Origin of the sequence: Pseudomonas sp. VE 267-6A, assembly GCF_024126555.1 — a bacterium.
In the GTDB taxonomy this organism is placed as follows: domain Bacteria; phylum Pseudomonadota; class Gammaproteobacteria; order Pseudomonadales; family Pseudomonadaceae; genus Aquipseudomonas; species Aquipseudomonas palmensis.
In genome coordinates this window covers 138,065-157,916 of sequence record NZ_JAMYBY010000006.1, presented here as the reverse complement: position 1 = coordinate 157,916, position 19,852 = coordinate 138,065, and the positions used below count along the sequence as shown (strand labels likewise).

14 protein-coding genes are annotated in these 19,852 nt (G+C 65.2%); 6 read left to right on the top strand and 8 right to left on the bottom strand.

Going from position 1 to position 19,852, the window contains the following annotated elements; translation table 11 throughout:
• Positions 1 to 135 precede the first annotated feature (135 nt).
• The 7 genes from NJH59_RS08790 to NJH59_RS08760 form a co-directional block, all read right to left on the bottom strand.
• Positions 136 to 1,578 carry a cytosine permease gene (locus tag NJH59_RS08790; RefSeq protein WP_253086660.1) on the bottom strand — a complete coding sequence of 481 codons (1,443 nt, stop codon included), beginning with the start codon at positions 1,576 to 1,578 and terminating at the stop codon, positions 136 to 138.
• 60 nt (positions 1,579 to 1,638) lie between these two features.
• Positions 1,639 to 2,823, bottom strand: coding sequence for an iron-containing alcohol dehydrogenase (locus NJH59_RS08785; protein WP_054914492.1), 1,185 nt, complete (start codon positions 2,821 to 2,823; stop codon positions 1,639 to 1,641).
• A 10-nt stretch (positions 2,824 to 2,833) separates the two neighbouring features.
• Positions 2,834 to 4,330: an aldehyde dehydrogenase family protein gene (locus tag NJH59_RS08780; protein WP_236176252.1), complete on the bottom strand. Its 1,497-nt coding sequence runs from the start codon at positions 4,328 to 4,330 to the stop codon at positions 2,834 to 2,836.
• A gap of 158 nt (positions 4,331 to 4,488) precedes the next feature.
• Positions 4,489 to 5,856, bottom strand: coding sequence for an APC family permease (locus NJH59_RS08775; protein WP_043861243.1), 1,368 nt, complete (start codon positions 5,854 to 5,856; stop codon positions 4,489 to 4,491).
• 269 nt (positions 5,857 to 6,125) lie between these two features.
• On the bottom strand, positions 6,126 to 7,025 hold the full coding sequence (locus NJH59_RS08770) for a proline iminopeptidase-family hydrolase (RefSeq protein ID WP_054914489.1): 900 nt from the start codon (positions 7,023 to 7,025) through the stop codon (positions 6,126 to 6,128).
• Between the two features lie 188 nt (positions 7,026 to 7,213).
• On the bottom strand, positions 7,214 to 8,290 hold the full coding sequence (locus tag NJH59_RS08765; RefSeq protein ID WP_253086659.1) for a hypothetical protein: 1,077 nt from the start codon (positions 8,288 to 8,290) through the stop codon (positions 7,214 to 7,216).
• Positions 8,291 to 8,348: 58 nt separating this feature from the next.
• Positions 8,349 to 9,689 carry a diguanylate cyclase gene (locus NJH59_RS08760; RefSeq protein ID WP_173925049.1) on the bottom strand — a complete coding sequence of 447 codons (1,341 nt, stop codon included), beginning with the start codon at positions 9,687 to 9,689 and terminating at the stop codon, positions 8,349 to 8,351.
• A 259-nt stretch (positions 9,690 to 9,948) separates the two neighbouring features.
• Here NJH59_RS08760 and NJH59_RS08755 point away from each other — a divergent pair, with 259 nt between their 5' ends.
• Positions 9,949 to 10,875 carry a bifunctional 2-polyprenyl-6-hydroxyphenol methylase/3-demethylubiquinol 3-O-methyltransferase UbiG gene (locus tag NJH59_RS08755; RefSeq protein WP_229590118.1) on the top strand — a complete coding sequence of 309 codons (927 nt, stop codon included), beginning with the start codon at positions 9,949 to 9,951 and terminating at the stop codon, positions 10,873 to 10,875.
• A 30-nt stretch (positions 10,876 to 10,905) separates the two neighbouring features.
• On the opposite strand, the gene NJH59_RS08750 is transcribed toward NJH59_RS08755, so the two are convergent.
• Positions 10,906 to 11,679, bottom strand: a complete 774-nt coding sequence (locus NJH59_RS08750; protein ID WP_043861240.1) for an ABC transporter ATP-binding protein — start codon at positions 11,677 to 11,679, stop codon at positions 10,906 to 10,908.
• Between the two features lie 433 nt (positions 11,680 to 12,112).
• Between NJH59_RS08750 and NJH59_RS08745 the strand changes: the two genes are divergently transcribed.
• The 5 genes from NJH59_RS08745 (at position 12,113) to NJH59_RS08725 (ending at position 19,764) form a co-directional block, all read left to right on the top strand.
• A complete protein-coding gene (locus NJH59_RS08745; protein ID WP_054914486.1) occupies positions 12,113 to 12,667 on the top strand; it encodes a phage tail protein in 555 nt (184 codons plus the stop codon).
• A 29-nt stretch (positions 12,668 to 12,696) separates the two neighbouring features.
• A complete protein-coding gene (locus NJH59_RS08740; protein ID WP_058540206.1) occupies positions 12,697 to 13,254 on the top strand; it encodes a phage tail protein in 558 nt (185 codons plus the stop codon).
• Positions 13,255 to 13,289: 35 nt separating this feature from the next.
• Complete coding sequence (locus NJH59_RS08735) at positions 13,290 to 13,829, top strand: phage tail protein (RefSeq protein ID WP_043861237.1); 540 nt, start codon at positions 13,290 to 13,292, stop codon at positions 13,827 to 13,829.
• On the top strand, positions 13,822 to 14,367 hold the full coding sequence (locus tag NJH59_RS08730; protein ID WP_253086658.1) for a GNAT family N-acetyltransferase: 546 nt from the start codon (positions 13,822 to 13,824) through the stop codon (positions 14,365 to 14,367). Before NJH59_RS08735 ends, NJH59_RS08730 begins: the two co-directional genes overlap by 8 nt.
• 123 nt (positions 14,368 to 14,490) lie before the next feature.
• The gene (locus NJH59_RS08725; RefSeq protein WP_253086657.1) at positions 14,491 to 19,764 is read left to right on the top strand and encodes a putative Ig domain-containing protein; all 5,274 of its coding nucleotides are present in this window, start codon (positions 14,491 to 14,493) and stop codon (positions 19,762 to 19,764) included.
• The last annotated feature ends 88 nt before the right edge of the window (positions 19,765 to 19,852 follow it).

Genomic DNA, 19,852 nt, shown 5'->3' with positions numbered 1-19,852 from the left:
CCCCGGTCTCCGGACAGCGGCTACATCTCAGTCGCCAAGCGAGGCGACAATTTAGCAACTTTTGCCCGGGCAAGTGACAGGAAATGGCGATTGCCCCGGCGTGCGTCGCGCACGCCGGGGCAATCGTCGACAGGCTCAGTTGGCGGTCAGGCCGCGCTCCAGGTCCTTGTCCAGTTCATCGATGCGCGACAGCTCCGCCGCGATGTCCTGGGTGCGGCACAGCCACCCGTAGACCAGCGCCGACACCACCAGGCCCACCAGCATGCTGATGTCGGCGCCATCGAGCAGCGTGGTCACGTAGCCGGTATACAGCCCGGTGCTGGAGAACGGCAGCATGGCCACGAAGCCTGCCACGTAGGCGCCGATGCCACGCCAGTTCCAGCGCCCGTAGATCCCGTTGGGCTTGAAGATCTCGGTAATCGAGAACTTGCCGTGGCGTACCTTGTAGAAGTCCACCAGGTTGATCGCCGTCCACGGGGTGAACAGGTACAGCAGGATGGCCAGGAAGTCGCCGAAGTCCTTCACGAAGTTGTCCGAGGCGGTCATCGCGATGGCGATCGCGGTACCGCCCACCAACAGCATCGAGACGATGCGCTTGAACAAGGTGGAGGTCTGGGTCTTCACCGTGTCGGCGATACTCAGCAAGGTGATCGAGGCGCCGTAGAAGTTCTGCGCCGCGCTGGTCACCAGGCTCAGCACCGCCAGGATCAGCAGGCATTCACCGAAGCCGCCGAACAGTGTGTTGCCCAGCATCACCAGGCCCTTGGCCAGGTTCTGCCCCGGGCTCAGTGCCGCGGCCAGGGCGCCGATCAGCATCATCCACACCCCGCCGATCATCGCGCCCATGTAGGTCCACCAGAACGACGAGCGCACGCTGACGTTGGCCGGCAGGTAGCGCGAGTAGTCCGACACGTAGATCGCCCAGCTCAGCTGATACGCGGCGGCCACGAAGAACTGCGCCAGGAACGGCGTTGCCTTGAAGTCCGAGACGCTCAGCTGATCGGCTGGCAGCTTGACGAAGAAGAACAGCCCCACGGTGAACACCAGCATCACCGCGATCAGCACGAACGCCAGCAGCCGCTGCACCTTGTGGAAGGTGTTGTAGCCGGCAATCGCCATGACGATCGCCAGCAGCGAGAAGGCGATGGCCGAGCCGTTTTCAGGAACGTCGAACAGTTCGTGCAGCGTCTGGCCCACCAGCAACTGGTTGAAGGCGTTGTAGCCCACGTAGGTGGCGATGGCCACCACATACACCAGCAACGCGCCCAGGTAGCCGAATTGCGGGCGCGACTGGATCAGTTGCGGCAGGCCCATCTGCGGGCCCTGGGTGGAATGGCCGGCCATGAACAGCGTGCCGAAGGCGCAGCCCAGGAAGATCGCCACCGCCGACCAGAACAGGTTGGCGCCCATGCCGACCCCGATGATGCCCACCGCCAGGGTGGTCAGGTGCGCTTCCCCGCAGAACCAGATGGGCCACAGGTGCCACGCCTTGCCGTGGCGCTCTGCGAGCGGGACGTAATCGATGGAGCGTGTTTCAAGGTTCAGGCGTCCCTTGGACGCCGAGTGGGAGGCAGACATGGCAGTTGCACCTTTTTTTATTGGTCTGGTTGCACGGCTAAGCGGAAAACAGCGAGTTCATCAATCGCGGGCGTGGTTGATCGCCTGGGTCAACAGCGCCTCCAGTTGCGCCTGGGTGCTGTCGCGCGGGTTGGTCAGCCGCGCCGGGTCGCCCATGGCCTTGCGTGCCACGGCGCCGACATCGGCCTGGCGGACCCCGAGCTCGGCCAGCGACCTGGGAATCTCCAGGCGGTCGAGCAAGGCGCACACGGCGTTGTAGAAGGTCTCGAACTCGGCGTCCGGCAAGCCCAGGGCCTGCGCCACCGGCATCAGGCGCGGGGTGATCTGCGCCTGGTTGTAGCGCAGCACCACCGGCAGGATGACCGCGTTGGTCAACCCATGGTGGGTGTTGTAGGTGGCGCCCACCATATGGCTCAGTGCGTGCACCAGCCCCAGGCCCTTGAGAAACGCCACGCCGGCCAGGCACGAGCCGATCAGCATGTTGCCCCGCGCCTCCAGGTCGTGACCGCGTTCGACGGCGGTGTCGATCGAGCCCCACAGCAGCGTCAATGCCTGCAACGCGGCGCCATCGCTGAGCGGGTTAAAGCTGGGCACGAAGTAGGCTTCCAGGGCATGGATGATCGCATCGCACCCGGTCCATGCGGTCAGGTTGGCCGGCAGGCTCTGGGTCAGCTCCGGGTCCAGGATCACCGCCGCCGGGCGCGCCCGTGGGTGCCACACGCAGCCCTTGATGCCGCGCCCGGTGTCGGTGAGCATCGCGGTGCTCTCGGTTTCGGCGCCGGTGCCGGCGGTGGTGGGAATCGCGATCACCGGCGCAAAGTCCGCCGCACTGAAACCTGCCGGCACCGGCTTGTCGAAGTCGAAGGCCCACAGCTCGCTGCGCTGCTGACGGGCGACCAGGGCCACCGCCTTGCCGCCGTCCAGGCCACTGCCGCCCCCCAGCGCGATGATGCCGTCGGCGCCCCAGGCCCGATAGGCTGCGGCACCGGCCAGTACCGACTGGTCGGTGGGGTTGGGCTCGATGCCGCCGTACAGGCCGCAGGCAAGCCCCGCCTCGGTCAGGCTGCGCTGCAGTTCATCCACGAAGGGCAGGCGCAGCGAGCCCTGGTCGGTGATGATGATCGGTCGGCTGATGTTGAAGTCCCGGCACAGCCTGGCCAGGTGATGACGCGCACCCGGGCCGTACTCGATGGGCAGTGGCACGGTCCATTGTTGCGGGTTCAAGGCTGAAAGCGTGTTTTGCATGGGGTTGACCTCAACGGCAGCGCAGGATGGTGGATTTCAATTCGGTGTACTTGCCCAGCGCATGGGCCGAATTGTCCCGGCCATTGCCGGACTCCTTGAACCCGCCAAACGGGAAGTTCATGTCCACCAGTTCGTCATAGCAGTTGACCCACACCGTGCCGGCCCTGAGCTGGCGGGTGGCGCGGTGAATGGTCCCAAGGTCGGATGACCACACCGCCGCCGCCAGGCCGAACTCGGTCTGGTTGGCGATGGCGATGGCCTCATCGAGGGTGTCGAAGGGAATCACCACCAGCACCGGGCCGAAGATTTCCTCGTTGGCGATACGCGCCGTTGCGTCCGGGGCAAGGAAGATCGTCGGCTCCAGGTAGGCGCCTGCCCCCACCGGCGAGAGCGCCTGGCCGCCCTTGAGCAACTGCGCCTCGTGCCGGCCTGTTTCGATGTAGCGCTGGACGCGCTCGAACTGCACCGCGTCGATGATCGCACCCGTGACGCTGGCCGGGTCCAGGGGGTGCCCCGGGTAGTAGCTGTCGGTGGCCACGAGCAGTTCGCGCAACAGCGGCTCGATCACCGAGCGCTGCACCAGCAGACGCGACCCGGCGCTGCACACCTGGCCCATGTTGGCGAAGATCGCCGCCGCTGCCGACTGCGCGGCCTGGGTGAGATCCGCGCAATCGGCCATGACGATGTTGGCCGACTTGCCGCCCAGCTCCAGCCATACACGCTTGAGATTGGAGGCGGCGGCGTTCTGCGCGATCTGCCGCCCCACCGCGCCGGAGCCGGTGAAGGCGATACAGTCGACGTCGCCATGCAGGCTCAGCTCGCGTCCCACCGCGCCATCACCGGGGAGCACGTTGAATACCCCCGCCGGCACACCCGCTTCCATCGCCAGGGCGGCGATGCGCAAGGCGCTCAACGGGGTTTTCTCCGACGGCTTGAGCAGCACGCTGTTGCCGGCTGCCAGGGCCGGGGCGAACTTCCAGGCGGCCATCAGCAGCGGGTAGTTCCAGGGCACCACCGCCGCCACCACGCCCAGCGGCTGCTGGGTCACGGTGCCGAAGAATTGCGGGTCGGTGGCCGGCACCTCGCCGTGCACCTTGTCGATCAGTTCGGCAAACCAGCGCAGGCAGTAGATCGTGCCCGGCAGGTCGGCACCGATGGTATCGGCAATCGGCTTGCCGCTGTCCAGGGTCTCCAGCAGCGCCAGCTCGTCGGTATGCGCCTCGAGCAGTGCGGCCCACCTCAGCAGCACCGCCTTGCGCTCGCGGGCCGCCAGCTCGCTCCACACGCCGGCCTCGAAGCTGCGCCGCGCAGCAGCCACGGCCAGGTCCACATCGGCCTTCGCGCACTGGGCCACCGCCGCGAGCACGGCGTCGTCAACCGGGCTGCGGGTGCAGAAGGTCGCCCCGTCTTGCGCGTCCACATAGCGCCCGTCGATGAATGCCCTGCCCTCCAGCGGCAACGTTGCTGCCTTGTCGAGCCAATAGGCCCTGTCTTTGAGTCGTGTCACTGCAATACCCCGTCTTGTTCTTGTCAGGCTGGGGCAATCCTAGGCGATACTGAAAATATCTTCAATAACGATCAAGACCGTTACTGAATTTATTTTCAATAAAAAATGCCCGCATGAGCGGGCATTGTTCCAGGCGATGCATGGGCAGCAGCGTGCAGTCAGTCCGTCCAGGTCAGCGAGGGCGCCCCCCGCCGGCGCATCACCCAGGCAATCAGCAGGCCGCCGAGCATCCAGGCGGCGCCCAGCACCTTGGCGTGCACGTTGGTGCTCCACAGCGCATAGCTCAACAGCAGCACGCCCAGCACCGGGGACACCCCATGGCTGAACAGCTGCGCCTGGCCGATCTTCCTGAAGTAGATCATCACCGACACGTGCAACAGGATGTAGGCGGTCAGCGCGCCGAACGTGACCAGGGTCACCATCACATCCAGGTAGCCGGCCCCGGCGAACGCCACCACGAACGAAACCAGCGCAACCGTGACGATGGCGTTGGCAGGCACGTTGGTGCGGGCACTGATGCGGCTCAGGTACGCGGGCAGGCGCTTGTCCCGCGACATGCTGAACAGCACCCGCGCCGTGGTCGCCTGGGACACCAGGGTGTTGGCCATCAGCGCGATGATGCCGCTGGTCAGGGTGATCACCGGCAGAAACCAGGCCCCGACGATCTCGGCACTGAGGGTATAGAACGCGGTGTCTGCAGCGGCGCCCTGGTACACCGTGCCCAGCGGCACGAACACTGCCGCCAGGTACACCTGCCCCACGAACAGCACCGTGACCAGCACCAGCAGCATCATCGTGGCCCTGGAGACCGTCTCCCCGCCCCCCTTGGCCTCTTCGTTCAGGGTCGACACCGCGTCGAATCCGATGTAGCTGAGGGCTGCAATCGGTACGGCGGCGAACACCATGGCCATGGAGAAGTCGGAGCGGTTGTAGAATGGCGCGATGAAGTGCTCCAGGGTCGGCTTGAGTTCGATGATGCGAGAGGTGGCAAAGGCGGCGAACAGAAACAGCACCACCAGCTGGATCAGCAGCAGCACCTTGCTCAACCTGGCATTCATCTCGATGCCCATCAGGTTGACCGCCGTGGGCACCGCTACGAAGGTGACCAGCCACACCGTGGTCGGCACCTGCGGGAACTGCGCCGACAGCGCCGCCGCCCCCAGCACCGCCAGCAGTGCCGGCAGCAGCAGGTAATCGAGCAGAATCGCCCAGCCGGCCACGAAGCCCAGGCTGCTGTTGGTGCCGTGGGTGACATAGGAATAGACCGAGCCGGCCAGGGGGATCTTCCTGGCCATCTGGCTGTAGCTGATGGCGCTGAAGATCATCGCGACGGCGGCCACCAGGTACACCAGCGCCACCATGCCGGCGGAGGTGTTGTAGATAAGCCCGAACACGCTGACCGGGGCGATGGGCACGAAATACAGCAGGCCGTAGGCGAGCACATCGGAAAAGCTCAGTACCCGTTTGAGCCCTGCCTGCTCCGGGTCTTGTGTACTGGGGGTGTCTGACGCATTGGCAATCGACATGGGCAATCTCCGAAGCAATAGATCGTCGAGGCGCAACCCCCTGCTTCGCCAGGGGCCTGGGTCGACTTGTTTTTTATAGTTTTATCCATGACTTCAAGGGTCGGTACAGCGCGCGCGGGGCTGCGTGCGCTGTACCGGGGCTGCTTCCTGCAAGGGGCAAGTATCAAAGTGGGCCACCAGGCGAACAAGCGACCATTGCGCATGCAATCAGTCGTCGGCGGAATGATCCCCAGCGGTGCCGCCCTGGCTGTGCATCGACCCGACGGCATTCAGGTGCGCGGGGTCGCCTTGGCAATGAAGGCGCGCAGGTGCCTGAAGAAGGGTTCGGGGTTTTCGATATGCGGCATGTGGGAGGCCTCGGGTATGCAGCAGAACTCGGCGCCCCTGACCATCGCCGCGAAGGCCCGGCCCGATTCGGGGGTGCCTTCGTCGTGGGCCCCGCACATGAACAGCGTGGGCACCTCGATCGACGCCAGCTTCGGGGTCAGGTCCAGGTCCGCCAGTGTGCCGGTGCCGAAGAACTCGGTGGGGCCCCACATGTAGCCGTACAGTTCGGTCGCGCAATTGTCCATCGTGTCGACCACGATCTGCGGCCAGGGCTGCACGCGGCACAGGTGACGCACATAGAACGCGTTGACCGCCTCCAGGTACTCGGGGCTGGTGAAGTCGCGCTGCGCCTCGCACCGGCGCATCACCGCCTGCAGGTGGTCGGGCAACTGCGCCTTCAATCGCTCGCAGTCCGCCATCCAGCGCTTGGCATCGACCAACGGCCCCGACAGCGCCAGCGAGCACAGCCCGGCCGGCTGCCGGGCCGCATAGTTGATGGCGATGCTGCAGCCCCACGAGCTGGCAAACAGATGCACCTGGCCCAGGCCCAGGTGCTCGCGAACGGCATCAATCTCGTCGGTAAAACGCTCCAGCGTCCAGTTGCGTGTGTCGCCCACCCGCTGCGAGCGTCCGCAATCGAGCTGGTCGTACAGCACCACGCTGCGGTCAGGCACCAGTTCGAGCAGCGGCAGCAGGTAGTCATGGGAGTTGCCGGGGCCGCCATGCAGCACGATCAGCGGCACGGCACCGCTGTTGGCCGAGCGGTTGAGCCGGTACCAGACCTTCCCACCCGGTACATCGATATGGCCGCTTTCATCTGGCACAGCAGCGTAGTCACTCACGAGCACCTCCAACTTTGTGATTTTTATTCTGTTGGCGCACGCCCCCGAACCCGCAAGCCCGGTACTGACGCGGGAACAGGCGGTCGTCGCCCTGCTCGAGTCTTAGGGCACGAAGGGGCTGGCACAAGCGAAAAAAAATGGGCTGGTCCTGAATTATTTTCCTGACCTGCCGTGGCGCTGCGGCACGCTCAGGGCGGCGGCGCGAACAGCACGGGCCGCGCTGCATCGGCGCCCAGTACACAGGCCACGTCATGCGCGCAACCTGGCACGATGACCATGCGCCTGGGCGTGCGCGGCTTGAGCACGGCCTGTTCATAGGCGGCATACGCCAGCCCTCGCTGCAATCGGAAAGGCCCCTGCAACATGGCCGCGCAGGATTTGTCGAGAATCGGATAGAACGTGCCCTTGTCGGCACTGCTGTCGAGGGCACCTTCCAGGTAATCGACCTGGGCCGCCGCATAGTGTGCGCGGGCCTGTGCGCCGGTACGCGGCAGATAGCCAGGCAGCGACTGGGTGCCGTACTTCCAGTGGTCATAGGCACAGGCCGGAGACGTCGCCGGCACGTCGAAGCGCCAGGTGCAGCCCCCCGTACCACAGGCCTCCCACGGTACCGTTCGCTCGCCCCGCAGGGGCACGGGGCGAACCGGGTCGAAGTACAGCCAGCTGCCCGGGTCGGCGATCACATAGCGCAGCGCCACACCCGCCGGCGGGTCGGCGGCAAAACCGATGCTGTGCTGGAGCATCTGCGCACCGGCCGAAAACCCCACCAGGGTCACACTGCGCAGGCTCGGCCACTGCCGGGCCAGTTCGCCCAGCAAGGCGTCCAGTGCCGCAAAGGCGCCAAGCGGATGGGCGCCCAGCGAGGGAGCCCCCGCCAGCCAGCCGGCACAGCTCCACAGCGCGTCGCCCGGTTGAGCGCCGGGCGTGTCCGGCATGCTGCAACGCCCGGCCTGCGCCGGCGCCACCTGATACAGCGGCGCCACCACCAGGGTACGCGGCAACCGGCCCGCAGCACGTGCCGCCTGCAAGCCGGCCTCGAAGCTGCGCCCGACATCGCGCGGATGCCCGTGCAGTATCAGCAGTGCCGTCTGCGGGCCGTGGGGGTCGCCGGGCCTTGGCACGCGCGATGCGTAGTAATGCATCTGGCCTGCACCTGCCGGCAACGCGAAGCTGTGCAGGCACTGCGGGCCGGCCTGGCGCCCGCAGTGGCCGTGCTCGGCGGCGAGCGCGCCACTGGCCATCAGCCACAGCACTGTCAACCACATAACGCTGCGCCAGAGGCGCCTTGGCGTGTGCATCGTCGCCTCCATCAGGCTTGGTCTGTCACTCCGGCGAGGTCAGTTCCCCGTACGCCACCACCCGGTTCCGGCCGCCCTGCTTCGCCTGGTACATGGCCTGGTCGGCCTGTCGCAGCAGGTGCTGGTAGTCGGGGTGGCCGTTGTAGGTGGCCATGCCGATGCTCACGGTGACCTGGTGCCTGCGGCCTTCGGTCAGTTGCAGCTTTTCCGCTTCGACCTTGCGCCGCAACTTCTGCGCCACCTTCATGGCGTTGGCGCTGTCGATGTCCACCAGGATCATCAGGAACTCCTCGCCCCCCATGCGGAACACGTAGTCCCCCGCGCGGCTGTGGCTGCTGAGGATCTCGGCGATCTGCTGCAGAATCGCGTCGCCGGCTTCGTGACCGAAGTTGTCGTTGATCGACTTGAAGTTGTCGATATCCACCGAGAACACCGAAAACGTCTGCCCGGTCTTCTGCGCGATGGCGATCTCGTTGCCGATCACCACCGGCAAGAACTTGCGGTTGAGCATGCGTGTGAGCACGTCGCGGCCGCTTTCCAGCTCGTTGGCAGTGTTGAACAGGTTGTCGAGGTTGAACATCAGGCTCTTGGTCTGGTCGCGAATGTCGCGCAGCAGGCGCATGCGCGTCTCCTGCTCGTGCATCGAGGCAAGAAACATGGGCAGCAACACGTCATCCATGTGACGGATGATCTTCAGGATCTGATCGCTTTCGCTGGTGTTCTGGAAGGCGTAGGCGCCCTTGTGACGGAACCACAGGCCGAAATCAGAGGCCGCGAGCCTGGGCAGGTTCACGCCGTTGGAGCCCATGGCCAGGTCGAACATCAGGCTGTTTTCCCAGTCCAGCAAGGCGCCGCGCTGACGCTCGCGCTCGGTGCTGATGTTCTGCAGCACCGAGAACAGCCGGTAGCCTTCCTCGTTGCGCGAGTTGCGGTCATGGGACCGCGAATAGGCGTGGCTCATGATTTCCATGGCCAGGTCCATGGTTTCGCTGGCCAGGCGCAATGCCTGCGCCTCGCTGGCCCACTGCTGTTCGAGAATCAGCTGGAACAGCAACTTCTTCAGGTGCCGCGCACCACTGAGCACCAGGTGCAGCGGCACGTCGATGCGCGCATGCACTTCCCCCACCTGCTTCTGCAGGGCAACCAGCGGCATGCAGTCATCGGTGGGCGACACCGAATAGACCCGCACCAGCCAGGCCTGCATCGAACTGCCCAGGCGGCTCTTGACCTCGTCGTGGGACAGGATCAGCGAAGCATTGGGGTCGGCCAGCATGTGTTCATAGAACCGCGCGGCCAGCATGACCTTGTTGCGCTCGACAAGGCCCTGCAACGATTGGGTCAGCGTGCATGGGTACTGGGAAACCATGCTGTGCCATTCTTTGGCTTGTACTTCCGGGGAAACGCTTGGCATGTGTGGCCTATTTTCAATTCAGCAAGAAGCCTGATGCCTACACGAATCACAAGAGGCTTCGGCACTGGACGAACCAACCGGGTTCGCCCGCCGGGTATTCTATTGCACGCTGCGCGGGAAGTCTTTGAACGCGAGCGCTGCGTACCCGGCTCAATACTTGCGCGGCCCTGCCGATAGCCTGCGCAAGGCATTTTTTCAGAGGGAGCAAGCGTCGATGAACCATAAAGGCATGGCCTTGGCCAGCAAATACTGTCAGGGCCGCGGCCTGGAGATCGGTGCCGCCGCGCATAATGCGTTCTACCTGCCGGACTGCATCAACCTGGCCCCCTGCGATGGCGAGGCATTCCTGTACCCGCAGGACCTGGAAGACTACACGCACTACAAGCAGGAACAGGCCAACTACCACGTCGAGCCCGCCAGGGTCGACGCGCTGGGCGACTTCCTGGATATCCCCTTTGCCGACCAGACCTTCGACTACCTGATCACTTCCCACGTCATCGAGCATGTGCCCAACCTGCTGGCGGCCTACGTGGAGTCATCCCGGGTGGTGAAGGACGGTGGCGTGTTCTTCTGCATCTTCCCCAACCGCAACGCCGAGCCCACCGACCGCATCCGCGCGCTGACCACCCTGGAACAGATGATCGACGCCTACGAAAAGCGCGTCGACATGAGCACGATCGACGCGCACCTGTGGCGTGGCCATCACCTGGTGTTCTCCCTGCAGAGCATGCTGCGGGCCGTCAACCTGATCAACAACGTCGGGCTGGGGCACTGGCTGGTCGAAAGCGTCGAGCAGACCGACTCCAAGGTCGGCAACGGCCATACGGTGGTACTGCGCAAGCAGGTCGGCCTGGCGAACCTGATGATCAAGGATGGCGCCCAGCTGAATCACGAGATCGGCACGCGCCTGCGGGCCCAGGACCTGACCGGCGCCCTGCACCTGGTGAAGGTGGCGCTGTCGTTCGACTTCTTCAACGCCTATCACCTGTACCTGGCCTTTGCCCTCAGCTGCCAGCTGGACAACGCTCGCGAGGGGCTGGAGTTCCTGCGTCAGGCACTGATCATCGACCCGGAAAACGAAGAGTACCGCCAGCTGTTCGTGCAGTTCACCGGCGGCCCGTTCATCAACCCTGTGCCCTGACCCCGCCGAGCCGGCCGCACGCAGGCCGGTTCAGGCGTGCCAGCAACGGTACCAGCCATCCTGTTCGCTGATGCGCAGCTGCGTCTGGTACAGCTGCGACAGTGCCGCGCTGGTCAGCACCTCGGCCTTGGGCCCGTCGGCCACGATGCGCCCCTGGCTAAGCAGTACCACACGCTCGATCTCCGGGATGATCTCGTCGATATGGTGGGTGGTGATGATCATGGCGTGCTCCTCGGCGCAGAAGCTGCGCAGCAACCTCAGCATGCCCAGGCTCGCCCCCATGTCCAGGCCGTTGGCCGGCTCGTCGAGAATCAGCGCACTGGGCCGGTGAACCAGCGCGCGGGCCAGCAGCAGGCGGCGCTTCTGCCCGGTGGACAGGCGCTGGAACATGGTGCTTTCGTACCCGGCCATTTCCACCTCGGCCAGCAGCGCACGCGCCTGCGCCAGTTGCTCGTCATCGGGCTGCAGATGGCCATGGGCACCGATGGCGCCGAAAAAGCCCGACGCCACCACATCCAGCGCCTGGGTGTGCGGGGTGTAGTCTTCCTGCAGGTCCTGGGACACGAACCCCAGGCGACTGCGCAGTGCCCACAGGTTGACGGTGTCGCTGCCGAACAGCTTCAGGTGGCTGCCTTCGCGCTCCACCGGGTACAGCTCGCGGGTGATCAGCTTGAGCAGGGTGCTTTTGCCGGCCCCGTTGGGGCCCAGGATGGCGACCTTCTCGCCGGCACCGATGTGCAGGGAGAAACCGTCCAGCACACGGTTGTGCTGCTGGTAGGCGGTGACATTGTGGAAATCGATCATGGCTTGCTCGTCAGTGCGGCACGGAAAAGAACCCGGATCTTTCCACAGCACGCAGCCACTGGCTACAGGGCACGGCCAGGTGCCCATGAATGCCGGGCGCGACATGTGTCTGGCGCCAGATTACCGACAGCCGCCCCGCGTCAAACAATCGTTTGAAAAAAATCGTCGAAATACCCATTTTCAGTGATGGCAATGCGTCACTACCTCGCCTAGCATCAACCCACCTCCCGAGGGCCGCTTCGCCGGACCCTCTGCCTGTTATCGCAACCATGGAAGGAACGCTCATGAAGAAGCGCAGATGGAAGCTGGAACGGCCACAAGCCGTGATCGATAACCGCCTTACCTAGCTAGTCAGCTCTGCCGTGATTGTCACTCACTTGCCTGCAAGTGGGTTTTTTTTGGTGCCTGAGAAACATGATGGAGGTTTGTTCATATGGAACCTTTCGTGGGTGAAATCCGCCTGTTCCCGTACAACTTCGTGCCCAAGGGTTGGCTGCCGTGCGACGGACGCCTGTTATCCACCCAAACCAACGCTGCACTGTTTTCCTTGCTCGGCACCCAGTTCGGCAGCTCCGGCAACAACCTGTTTGCCCTGCCTGACCTGCGCGGGCGCACCGCGCTGGCCCGGAACAGCACCGGCACCCCTGACCCCGGCCTGAGCAATCATACCCAGGGCCAGTCAGCCGGCACCGAGAAAGAAACACTGCCCGCCGCCGCACTCGCCCAGCATACCCATGAGGTCTATGTATCCGATGCCCTGGGCAACAGCGGGCCGGCCGGTGCGTTCCCGGCCACCAGTGCCAACCTGGCAACCCCACCGGTCGCTTCGCGCAGCACCTACGTCAAGTTCGACAGTAGCAAGCAGCAAGCGCTCAACCCGGCAACGATTCAGCCCACGCCACCCCAACAGCCCCTGGACAACATGCAGCCTTCGCTGGTGCTGCAGTACTGCATCGCCAGTGTTGGCGTTTACCCACCGCGCCCGTGAACACGCTCCTTCACATCAAGGAATGAACCATGTCTGAAGCCTTTATCGGGGAAATCCGTCTGTTCGCAGGCAACTACGAGCCACAGGACTGGGCACTGTGCAATGGCCAGCTGTTGTCGATCCAGCAGAACCAGGTGTTGTTCACGCTGTTGGGCACCACCTATGGCGGTGATGGGGTCAACACCTTCGCCCTGCCCGACCTGCGCGGCCGGGTGCCGGTAGGCGCCGGCGCAGGCCCCGGCCTCACGCAGCGCAACCTGGGCCAGGCAATGGGCAGTGCACAGACCACCATTGGCGTGCAACACATGCCCGCTCACTCGCATACCTTTTACGCCAGCACGCAGTTGGCCGATGCCGCCTCGCCGGTCGACACCCAGGCACCGGCCTCGCGCACGCTCGGGGTCTTCACCGCGCAAAGCTCGACCAAGGGGCTGTACAGCAACGGCGGCACCAACCCCAACGTCACACTGAACTCCGCGGCAGTGTCGGTGGCGCCAGGCGGCGGGCAACCACATGCCAACCTGATGGGCAGCATGGCGCTCAACTACATCATCGCGCTGGCCGGGATCTACCCGTCGCAGCAGTAAGCCCACCCCTCTCTGAATCAAGGAAAGAGCATTCCATGGACGCTTTCTATGGTGAAATCAGGCTTCTGCCCTACAGTTTCGTGCCGCAGAATTTTCTTCCCTGCGACGGGCGTTCGTTGTTGATCCAGCAGTACAGCGTGCTGTTTTCGGTGATCGGCAACCGATTCGGCGGCGATGGCAAGACCACATTCATGCTGCCCAATCTCAATGGTCGTGTGGTGATGGGAGCCGGCCAGGGTACCGGGTTGCCAAACGCAGCCTTCGCCAGTACCGCTGGCGCCGACAAGGTAGCGCTCAATTCCTTGAACTACCCGCCACACAACCATGGGTTCACCGCGCGCGATGGTACCGAGCCGGACCAGAGGGTCGACATCCCGAGCACCACCACTTACCTGGCCCAGCCACGCAACATCAACCTGTACAACACTGTGGGCACCACGCAGACGCTGGCCGAAGGCAGCATGACTGACGCCGGCACTGGCAACGGCAACATCGAGCGCAACCTGATGCAACCCTACCTGGCGCTGGCGTACTGCATCTGCGTCGAAGGGGAGTACCCGATCCGCAATGACTAGCCTCGAGCGCCTGGCCCGCCTGTTGCCATCGTCGTTCGTTCCCGGCCTGCGCCTGCAGGCCGAGGCGGATGACGGGTTTCTGCGGGCGCTGTTCGTGACGCGCCGCTGGGAAGAGGTGCGTGCCGCACTAGGGTGGACCGACGCGCAGCGGGTCGCGTTTCTGCACGCCCAAGCCGAGCTGCAGCAACGCCACTACGCCCTGCACTATCGCTCGGCCGAATTCCTGTTGCTGGAGCACCAGGGGCAACCGATCGGCAGGTTGTGCCTGCAGGTGGACGCCAGCGAAGTGCGGGTGGTCGATATCGCCTTGCTGCCTGCCTGGCAGGGCAAGGGGCTGGGCAGCACCCTGCTGGCTGCGGTGCTCGCGCTGGCCGACGGCCAGCACACGCGCTGTGCCCTGAGTGTGGAGCCGTTCAACCCGGCGCGCCGGCTGTATGCGCGCCTGGGCTTCGAGGTAGTTGGCGAGCAGGGCTTGTACCTGCAGATGCAACGGCCACTGACGCAGACCTGTGCCGAGGGTGCCCCCATGGAACCCTGACCACGCCGCCGCCGTTACCTCAACGCTGCAAAACCCGCACTGCCAGTCACGGCATACGGGTTGTTCCGATGACTCTTGACCCGCGCCGCAAGCGAGTAATACCGCTACCTGGCAGGAAGCCCCATGAACAGATCCCTGATTGACCTTCGTCACCGCATGGCCCGCAGCATTGCATTGCTGGGCCTGATGCTCGTCTCGCTGCTGCTGTGCGGCCAGGCCAGTGCCGCCCCGACCCTTGACCCCGCCAGTGGCACCGCCCTGCGGGATGTGGCGGTCAACACATCGATGCAACCTGTCACTATCACCGCCACCGGCGGCGCCATGCCGATCTTCGAGTGGTACGAATGTGACCAGGATGACACCAGCATGCCGACCAACTGCCTGCCGCCCGGTCTGGTTCTGGAAACGTCGCCTGGAAGTGCGACCACCACCCTGCATGGCACCCCCACAGCCATCGGCAACTACGATTTCTGGATTTCGGCCCTTGACAGCAACGACGTCGTGGGCAAGGCCCGTTACACCCTCAAGGTCACAGGCGCAACACCGCCCCTGACCCTGACCGCCGTATCGCCCGGCAGCGGCCCCGCCATCGGCGGCACCTCTGTGACCCTGACCGGCACCAATTTTGTCGGCGTCACCGACGTGACATTCGCTGGTGTGCCCGCTACCAACATCATCGTCGTTTCCCCGACCTCGATAACCGCCACCGTCCCCGCCCACACGGCAGGCCCGGTCAACGTGACGGTCACAACGGCAAGCGGTACGAGCACGCTGACCAATGGTTTCACCTACCTCGCCGTACCGACCCTGACCATCGCTACGCCCAATTCCGGCGCCACCACCGGCGGCAATCAAGTGTTTATCTCAGGCACAGGCCTGACCGGCACCACCAGCCTCACCTTTGGCGGCACACCGGCAAGCAGCTTCACCGTCAACAGTTCGACATCGATCACCGCCATTGCGCCCGCGCATGCCGCCGGGCCCGTCAATGTCGTGGCCACCACGCCGGGGGGCAGTGCCACTTCGGTCAATGCCTATACCTACCTCGCCGTGCCGACCCTGAACACCGTCACCCCCAACTCAGGCCCCATCGGCGGTGGCACCAGCGTGACCCTCACGGGCACCGGCCTGACCGGCGCCAGCAGCGTCACCTTTGGTGGGGTATCGGCAACCGGCTGGACCATCAACAGCCCCACCCAGATCACCGCCACAATCCCGGCCGGCAACGCCGGCGTGGTCAACGTGAGTGTCACCACTGCCGCCGGCTCGGCGTCGTTGACCAATGCCTTCACCTACATTGCACCGCCGGTTGCCGGCCCGGTCAGCGCCTCTGTCGGCCACAACAGCAGCGCGAACCCTGTCACACTCAGCCTCTCGGGGGGCGTCGCCAGCAGCGTGGCCATCAGTACCTCAGCAAGCCACGGCACAGTAACGGCCAGCGGCACCAGCGTCACCTACACACCCACGGTCGGTTATGCAGGCACGGACAGCTTCACCTATACCGCCACCAACAGTGCAGGCACCTCTGCCCCGGCGACCGTGACCGTTACCGTCGGTTCCCCGACCATCAGCATCGCCCCTGCATCACTGCCTGCGGGTACTGCCGGTATCGCCTACAGCACCACCTCGCTGGCTGCCAGCGGGGGTAACGCGCCCTACGCCTTTTCGCTTGCATCTGGAGCCTTGCCCAGCGGCCTGACCCTGGCATCCAACGGCACGCTCAGCGGCACGCCGACCAGCAGCGGCAACTTCAGCTTCACGGCCAGGGCCACCGACGCGTTCAGCTACACCGGCACGCGCAGCTATACACTGACCATCGTTGCCGGCAGCATGGCCATCACCCCGGCGACATTGCCAGCCCCCATTTACAGCAGCAGCTACAGCCAACAGCTCACCGTCAGTGGGGGTGTCGCGCCCTACACCTTCAGCATCAACGGTGGCAGCCTACCGACCGGAATCGCCCTTTCCAGTACCGGTACCCTGACCGGAAGCCCCTCCAGCCCCGGTACTTACACCTTCAGCGTCACTGCGGTCGACAGCTCCAGCAACCTCACCAGCGTCAGTCAGTCCTATACCCTCACCATTGCCACGCCCTTCATAGACATCACGCCGATTACCTTGCCCGCGGCTACGGTGGGCACGGGGTACAGCACGTCGATCAGCGCCAGCGGTGGGGTTGCACCCTTCGAGTACGGTATCGCCTTCGGCGCGCTGCCTGCAGGAATGAGCCTTACCAGCACAGGCACCCTGAGTGGCACACCAACCACCGCCGGTACGTTCACTTTCGGGGTGCGGGCCAGTGATACCAACAGATTCACCGGAGTGCGTCCCTATTCCTTCGTGGTTGGCCAGCAAGCGCCGGTAGCAGCCAATATCAACCAAACCCTCGCAGCCAACAGCGGCGCCAGCACGATCAGCGCAAGCCTCAGCGGGGGGCCGACCACCAGCCTGGCCGTGGTGACACCCCCTGCACATGGCACCGTCAACATCACCGGGGCCACGGGTTTCACCTATATCCCGACCCCAGGCTATGCCGGCGTCGACAGCTTTACCTATACCGCCACCGGCCCGGGGGGGACTTCGGCGCCTGCAACCGTCAACCTCGCCATCACGCCACCCACCGTGGTTATCGGCACGACCACACTGGCCAACGCCACCCAGAACGTGCCCTACACGGCCAGTATCAGTGCCAGTGGCGGAACCGCGCCGTACAGCTACACCATCGTTTCGGGCGCCCTGCCGTCCGGCATGACCCTGGCCCCGACCGGCAGCCTGGCCGGTACGCCAACCGCACCCGGCACCACCAGCTTCACCGTCAGGGTGACTGACAGCCAGAGTTTCCAGGCAAGCCAGGCGCTGAGCCTGACAGTCGTGGCGCAGGCGCCCGTGGTCGGCAACGTGTCGGCCAGTGTGGCCGCCAACACCAGCAACAACCCGCTGACCCTGAACCTGGGCAGTGCCCCGGTCACCAGCGTGGCCGTGGCCAGCAACCCACAGCACGGTACTGCGCAGGTCAGTGGCACCAGCATCACCTACACCCCGACTGCCGGTTACTCGGGCATTGACAGCTTCACCTACACCGCCACCGGCCCGGGCGGCACCTCGGCACCTGCCACGGTGAACGTTACCGTTACCCCGCCAACCCTGGTGCTAAGCCCAGCGTCAGGCTCGCTGCCGCCAGGCACCGTGGGCACCGCCTACAGCTTCGGCCTGGGTGCCAGCGGCGGGATGGCGCCGTACAGCTATGCCATCGGCGGCAGTCTGCCCAATGGGTTGACACTCAACACCTCGACCGGGGTGATCAGCGGCACGCCGACCGAGGCCGCCAACGCCACGCTGACCGTTACCGCCACCGATGCCAACGGTGCCACCGGCAGCCGTACGCTGAGCCTGACAGTCGTGGCACAGGCGCCCGTGGTCGGCAACGTGTCGGCCAGTGTGGCCGCCAACAGCCGCAACAACCCGCTGACCCTGAGCCTGGGCAGTGCCCCGGTCACAAGCGTGGCCGTGGCCAGCAACCCACAGCACGGTACTGCGCAGGTCAGTGGCACCCGCATCAGCTACACCCCGACTGCCGGTTACTCGGGCATTGACAGCTTCACCTACACCGCCACCGGCCCGGGCGGCACCTCGGCAGCCGCCACGGTGAGCCTCACCATCACCCCACCGACGCTGGTAATGAGCCCGGCCTCCGGCCCACTGCCGCCAGGCACCGTGGGCAGCGCCTACAGCTTCGGCCTGGGTGCCAGCGGCGGGATGGCGCCGTACAGCTACGCCATCGGCGCCGGCAGCCTGCCCAATGGCCTGCAGCTCGACCCGGCGACCGGGGTGATCAGCGGCACGCCGACCGAGGCCGCCAACGCCACGCTGACCGTTACCGCCACCGATGCCAACGGCGCCACCGGCAGCCGCAGCATTACCCTGGCGATCGCCGCCCAGGTGGTCACCGTGGTGTCATCCAGCGAGGCGCTCAGCCCCGGTGCTGTCGCCAGCGTCGACCTTACCCGTGGGGCCACCGGAGGGCCGTTCCTGCGCGCCCGCGTGCTGTCGTTGAGCCCAGCGTCAGCCGGGCATGCCAGCCTGACATCGATGGCCCCTGCGCGAGCAGCGCGTGCCGCCCTGTCCGGTTTCAACCTGCGCTTCGTGCCTGCCGCTGCCTTTGCCGGCACAGCAGTGGTCACCTTCAGCCTGGAGAGCACCAGCGGTGCCAGCGCGACCGGCACCGTGACCTTCAGCGTGCAGGCACGTCCCGACCCCAGCAAGGACGCCGAAGTGATCGGCCTGCTCAACGCGCAATCGCGCGCAGCGGATCGTTTTGCCAGCACCCAGATGGACAACTTCAACCGGCGCCTGGAGCAACTGCACCGCCCTACCTGTGACCGCAACTCGTTCAACGCCAACGTTCAACATGGCCGCGACAACCTCGGCCTGGGCAGCCTGGGCAAGGCGCTGCGCGACGAGCTCGAAGGCAACGGCAAGGGCAATGACGACGAGGACGCGGACGACACCCGTCGCAAACAGCGCGACACCGCCCGCGCCACCTCCGGCGAGTGCGTCGAAGAGGCCGTGGCCTACTGGACCGATGGCTTCATCAACACCGGTTCCAACCGCGCACGCGGCGCCAAGGACAACAGCTTCGTCACATACGGACTGAGCGCCGGCGTCGACTATCGCCTGTCGCCAAGGGCCGTGGTGGGCATCGGTTTTGGCTACGGCAACGACCGCGCCGACATCGGCGAGCAGGACACCCGCAGCGAGGCCGACGCCCTGGGCCTGGCGGCGTACCTGAGCGTCAACCCGCTGTCGGAGATCTACATCGATGCACTGCTGGGCTACAACCGCATCCGCTTCGACTCGCGCCGCTACGTCACTGCCGACCCGTCCAACGGCTATGCCCATGGCTCGCGCGACGCCGACCAGCTGTTCGCCTCGCTGACCGCCAGCTACGAGTACCGCGAAGGCGCCCTGTCGCTGGCGCCGTACACACGGCTGAACGCCAGCTTCACCAAGCTGGACGACTTCAGCGAACGGGGCGGCGGTATCTACGGGCTGTCGTACGAACAACAGCGCCAGCGGACCTTCACCTCGTTCCTGGGCGTGCGCAGCGGCTACGACATCCAGACCGGCGCCGGCGTGCTCACGCCGCGGGTCGGGCTGGCGTGGGGTCACAACTTCAGCCACAGCGACGACTACCGCATGCGCTACACCGACCAGACCAACGACGGCGTGCTGTATCGCCTGTCACCCGACCCGATGGACAGCAACTTCGTCGACCTGGACCTGGGCCTGGACTTCAGCCTCAGCCAGAGCTGGCGCCTGGGCTTCTCGTACAAGACCGCGCTGGCCACCGACGAGCGCAACGAGATGTTCCGCATCGGCCTGGACGGGCGCTTCTGACCCCTGCCCTGGCGCCCCTTTGCCGGCCTCACCGGCGAAGGGGGCTGGTCAATCTGCATGACGCCTGTCGGCAAAGGTGCCGACAGCG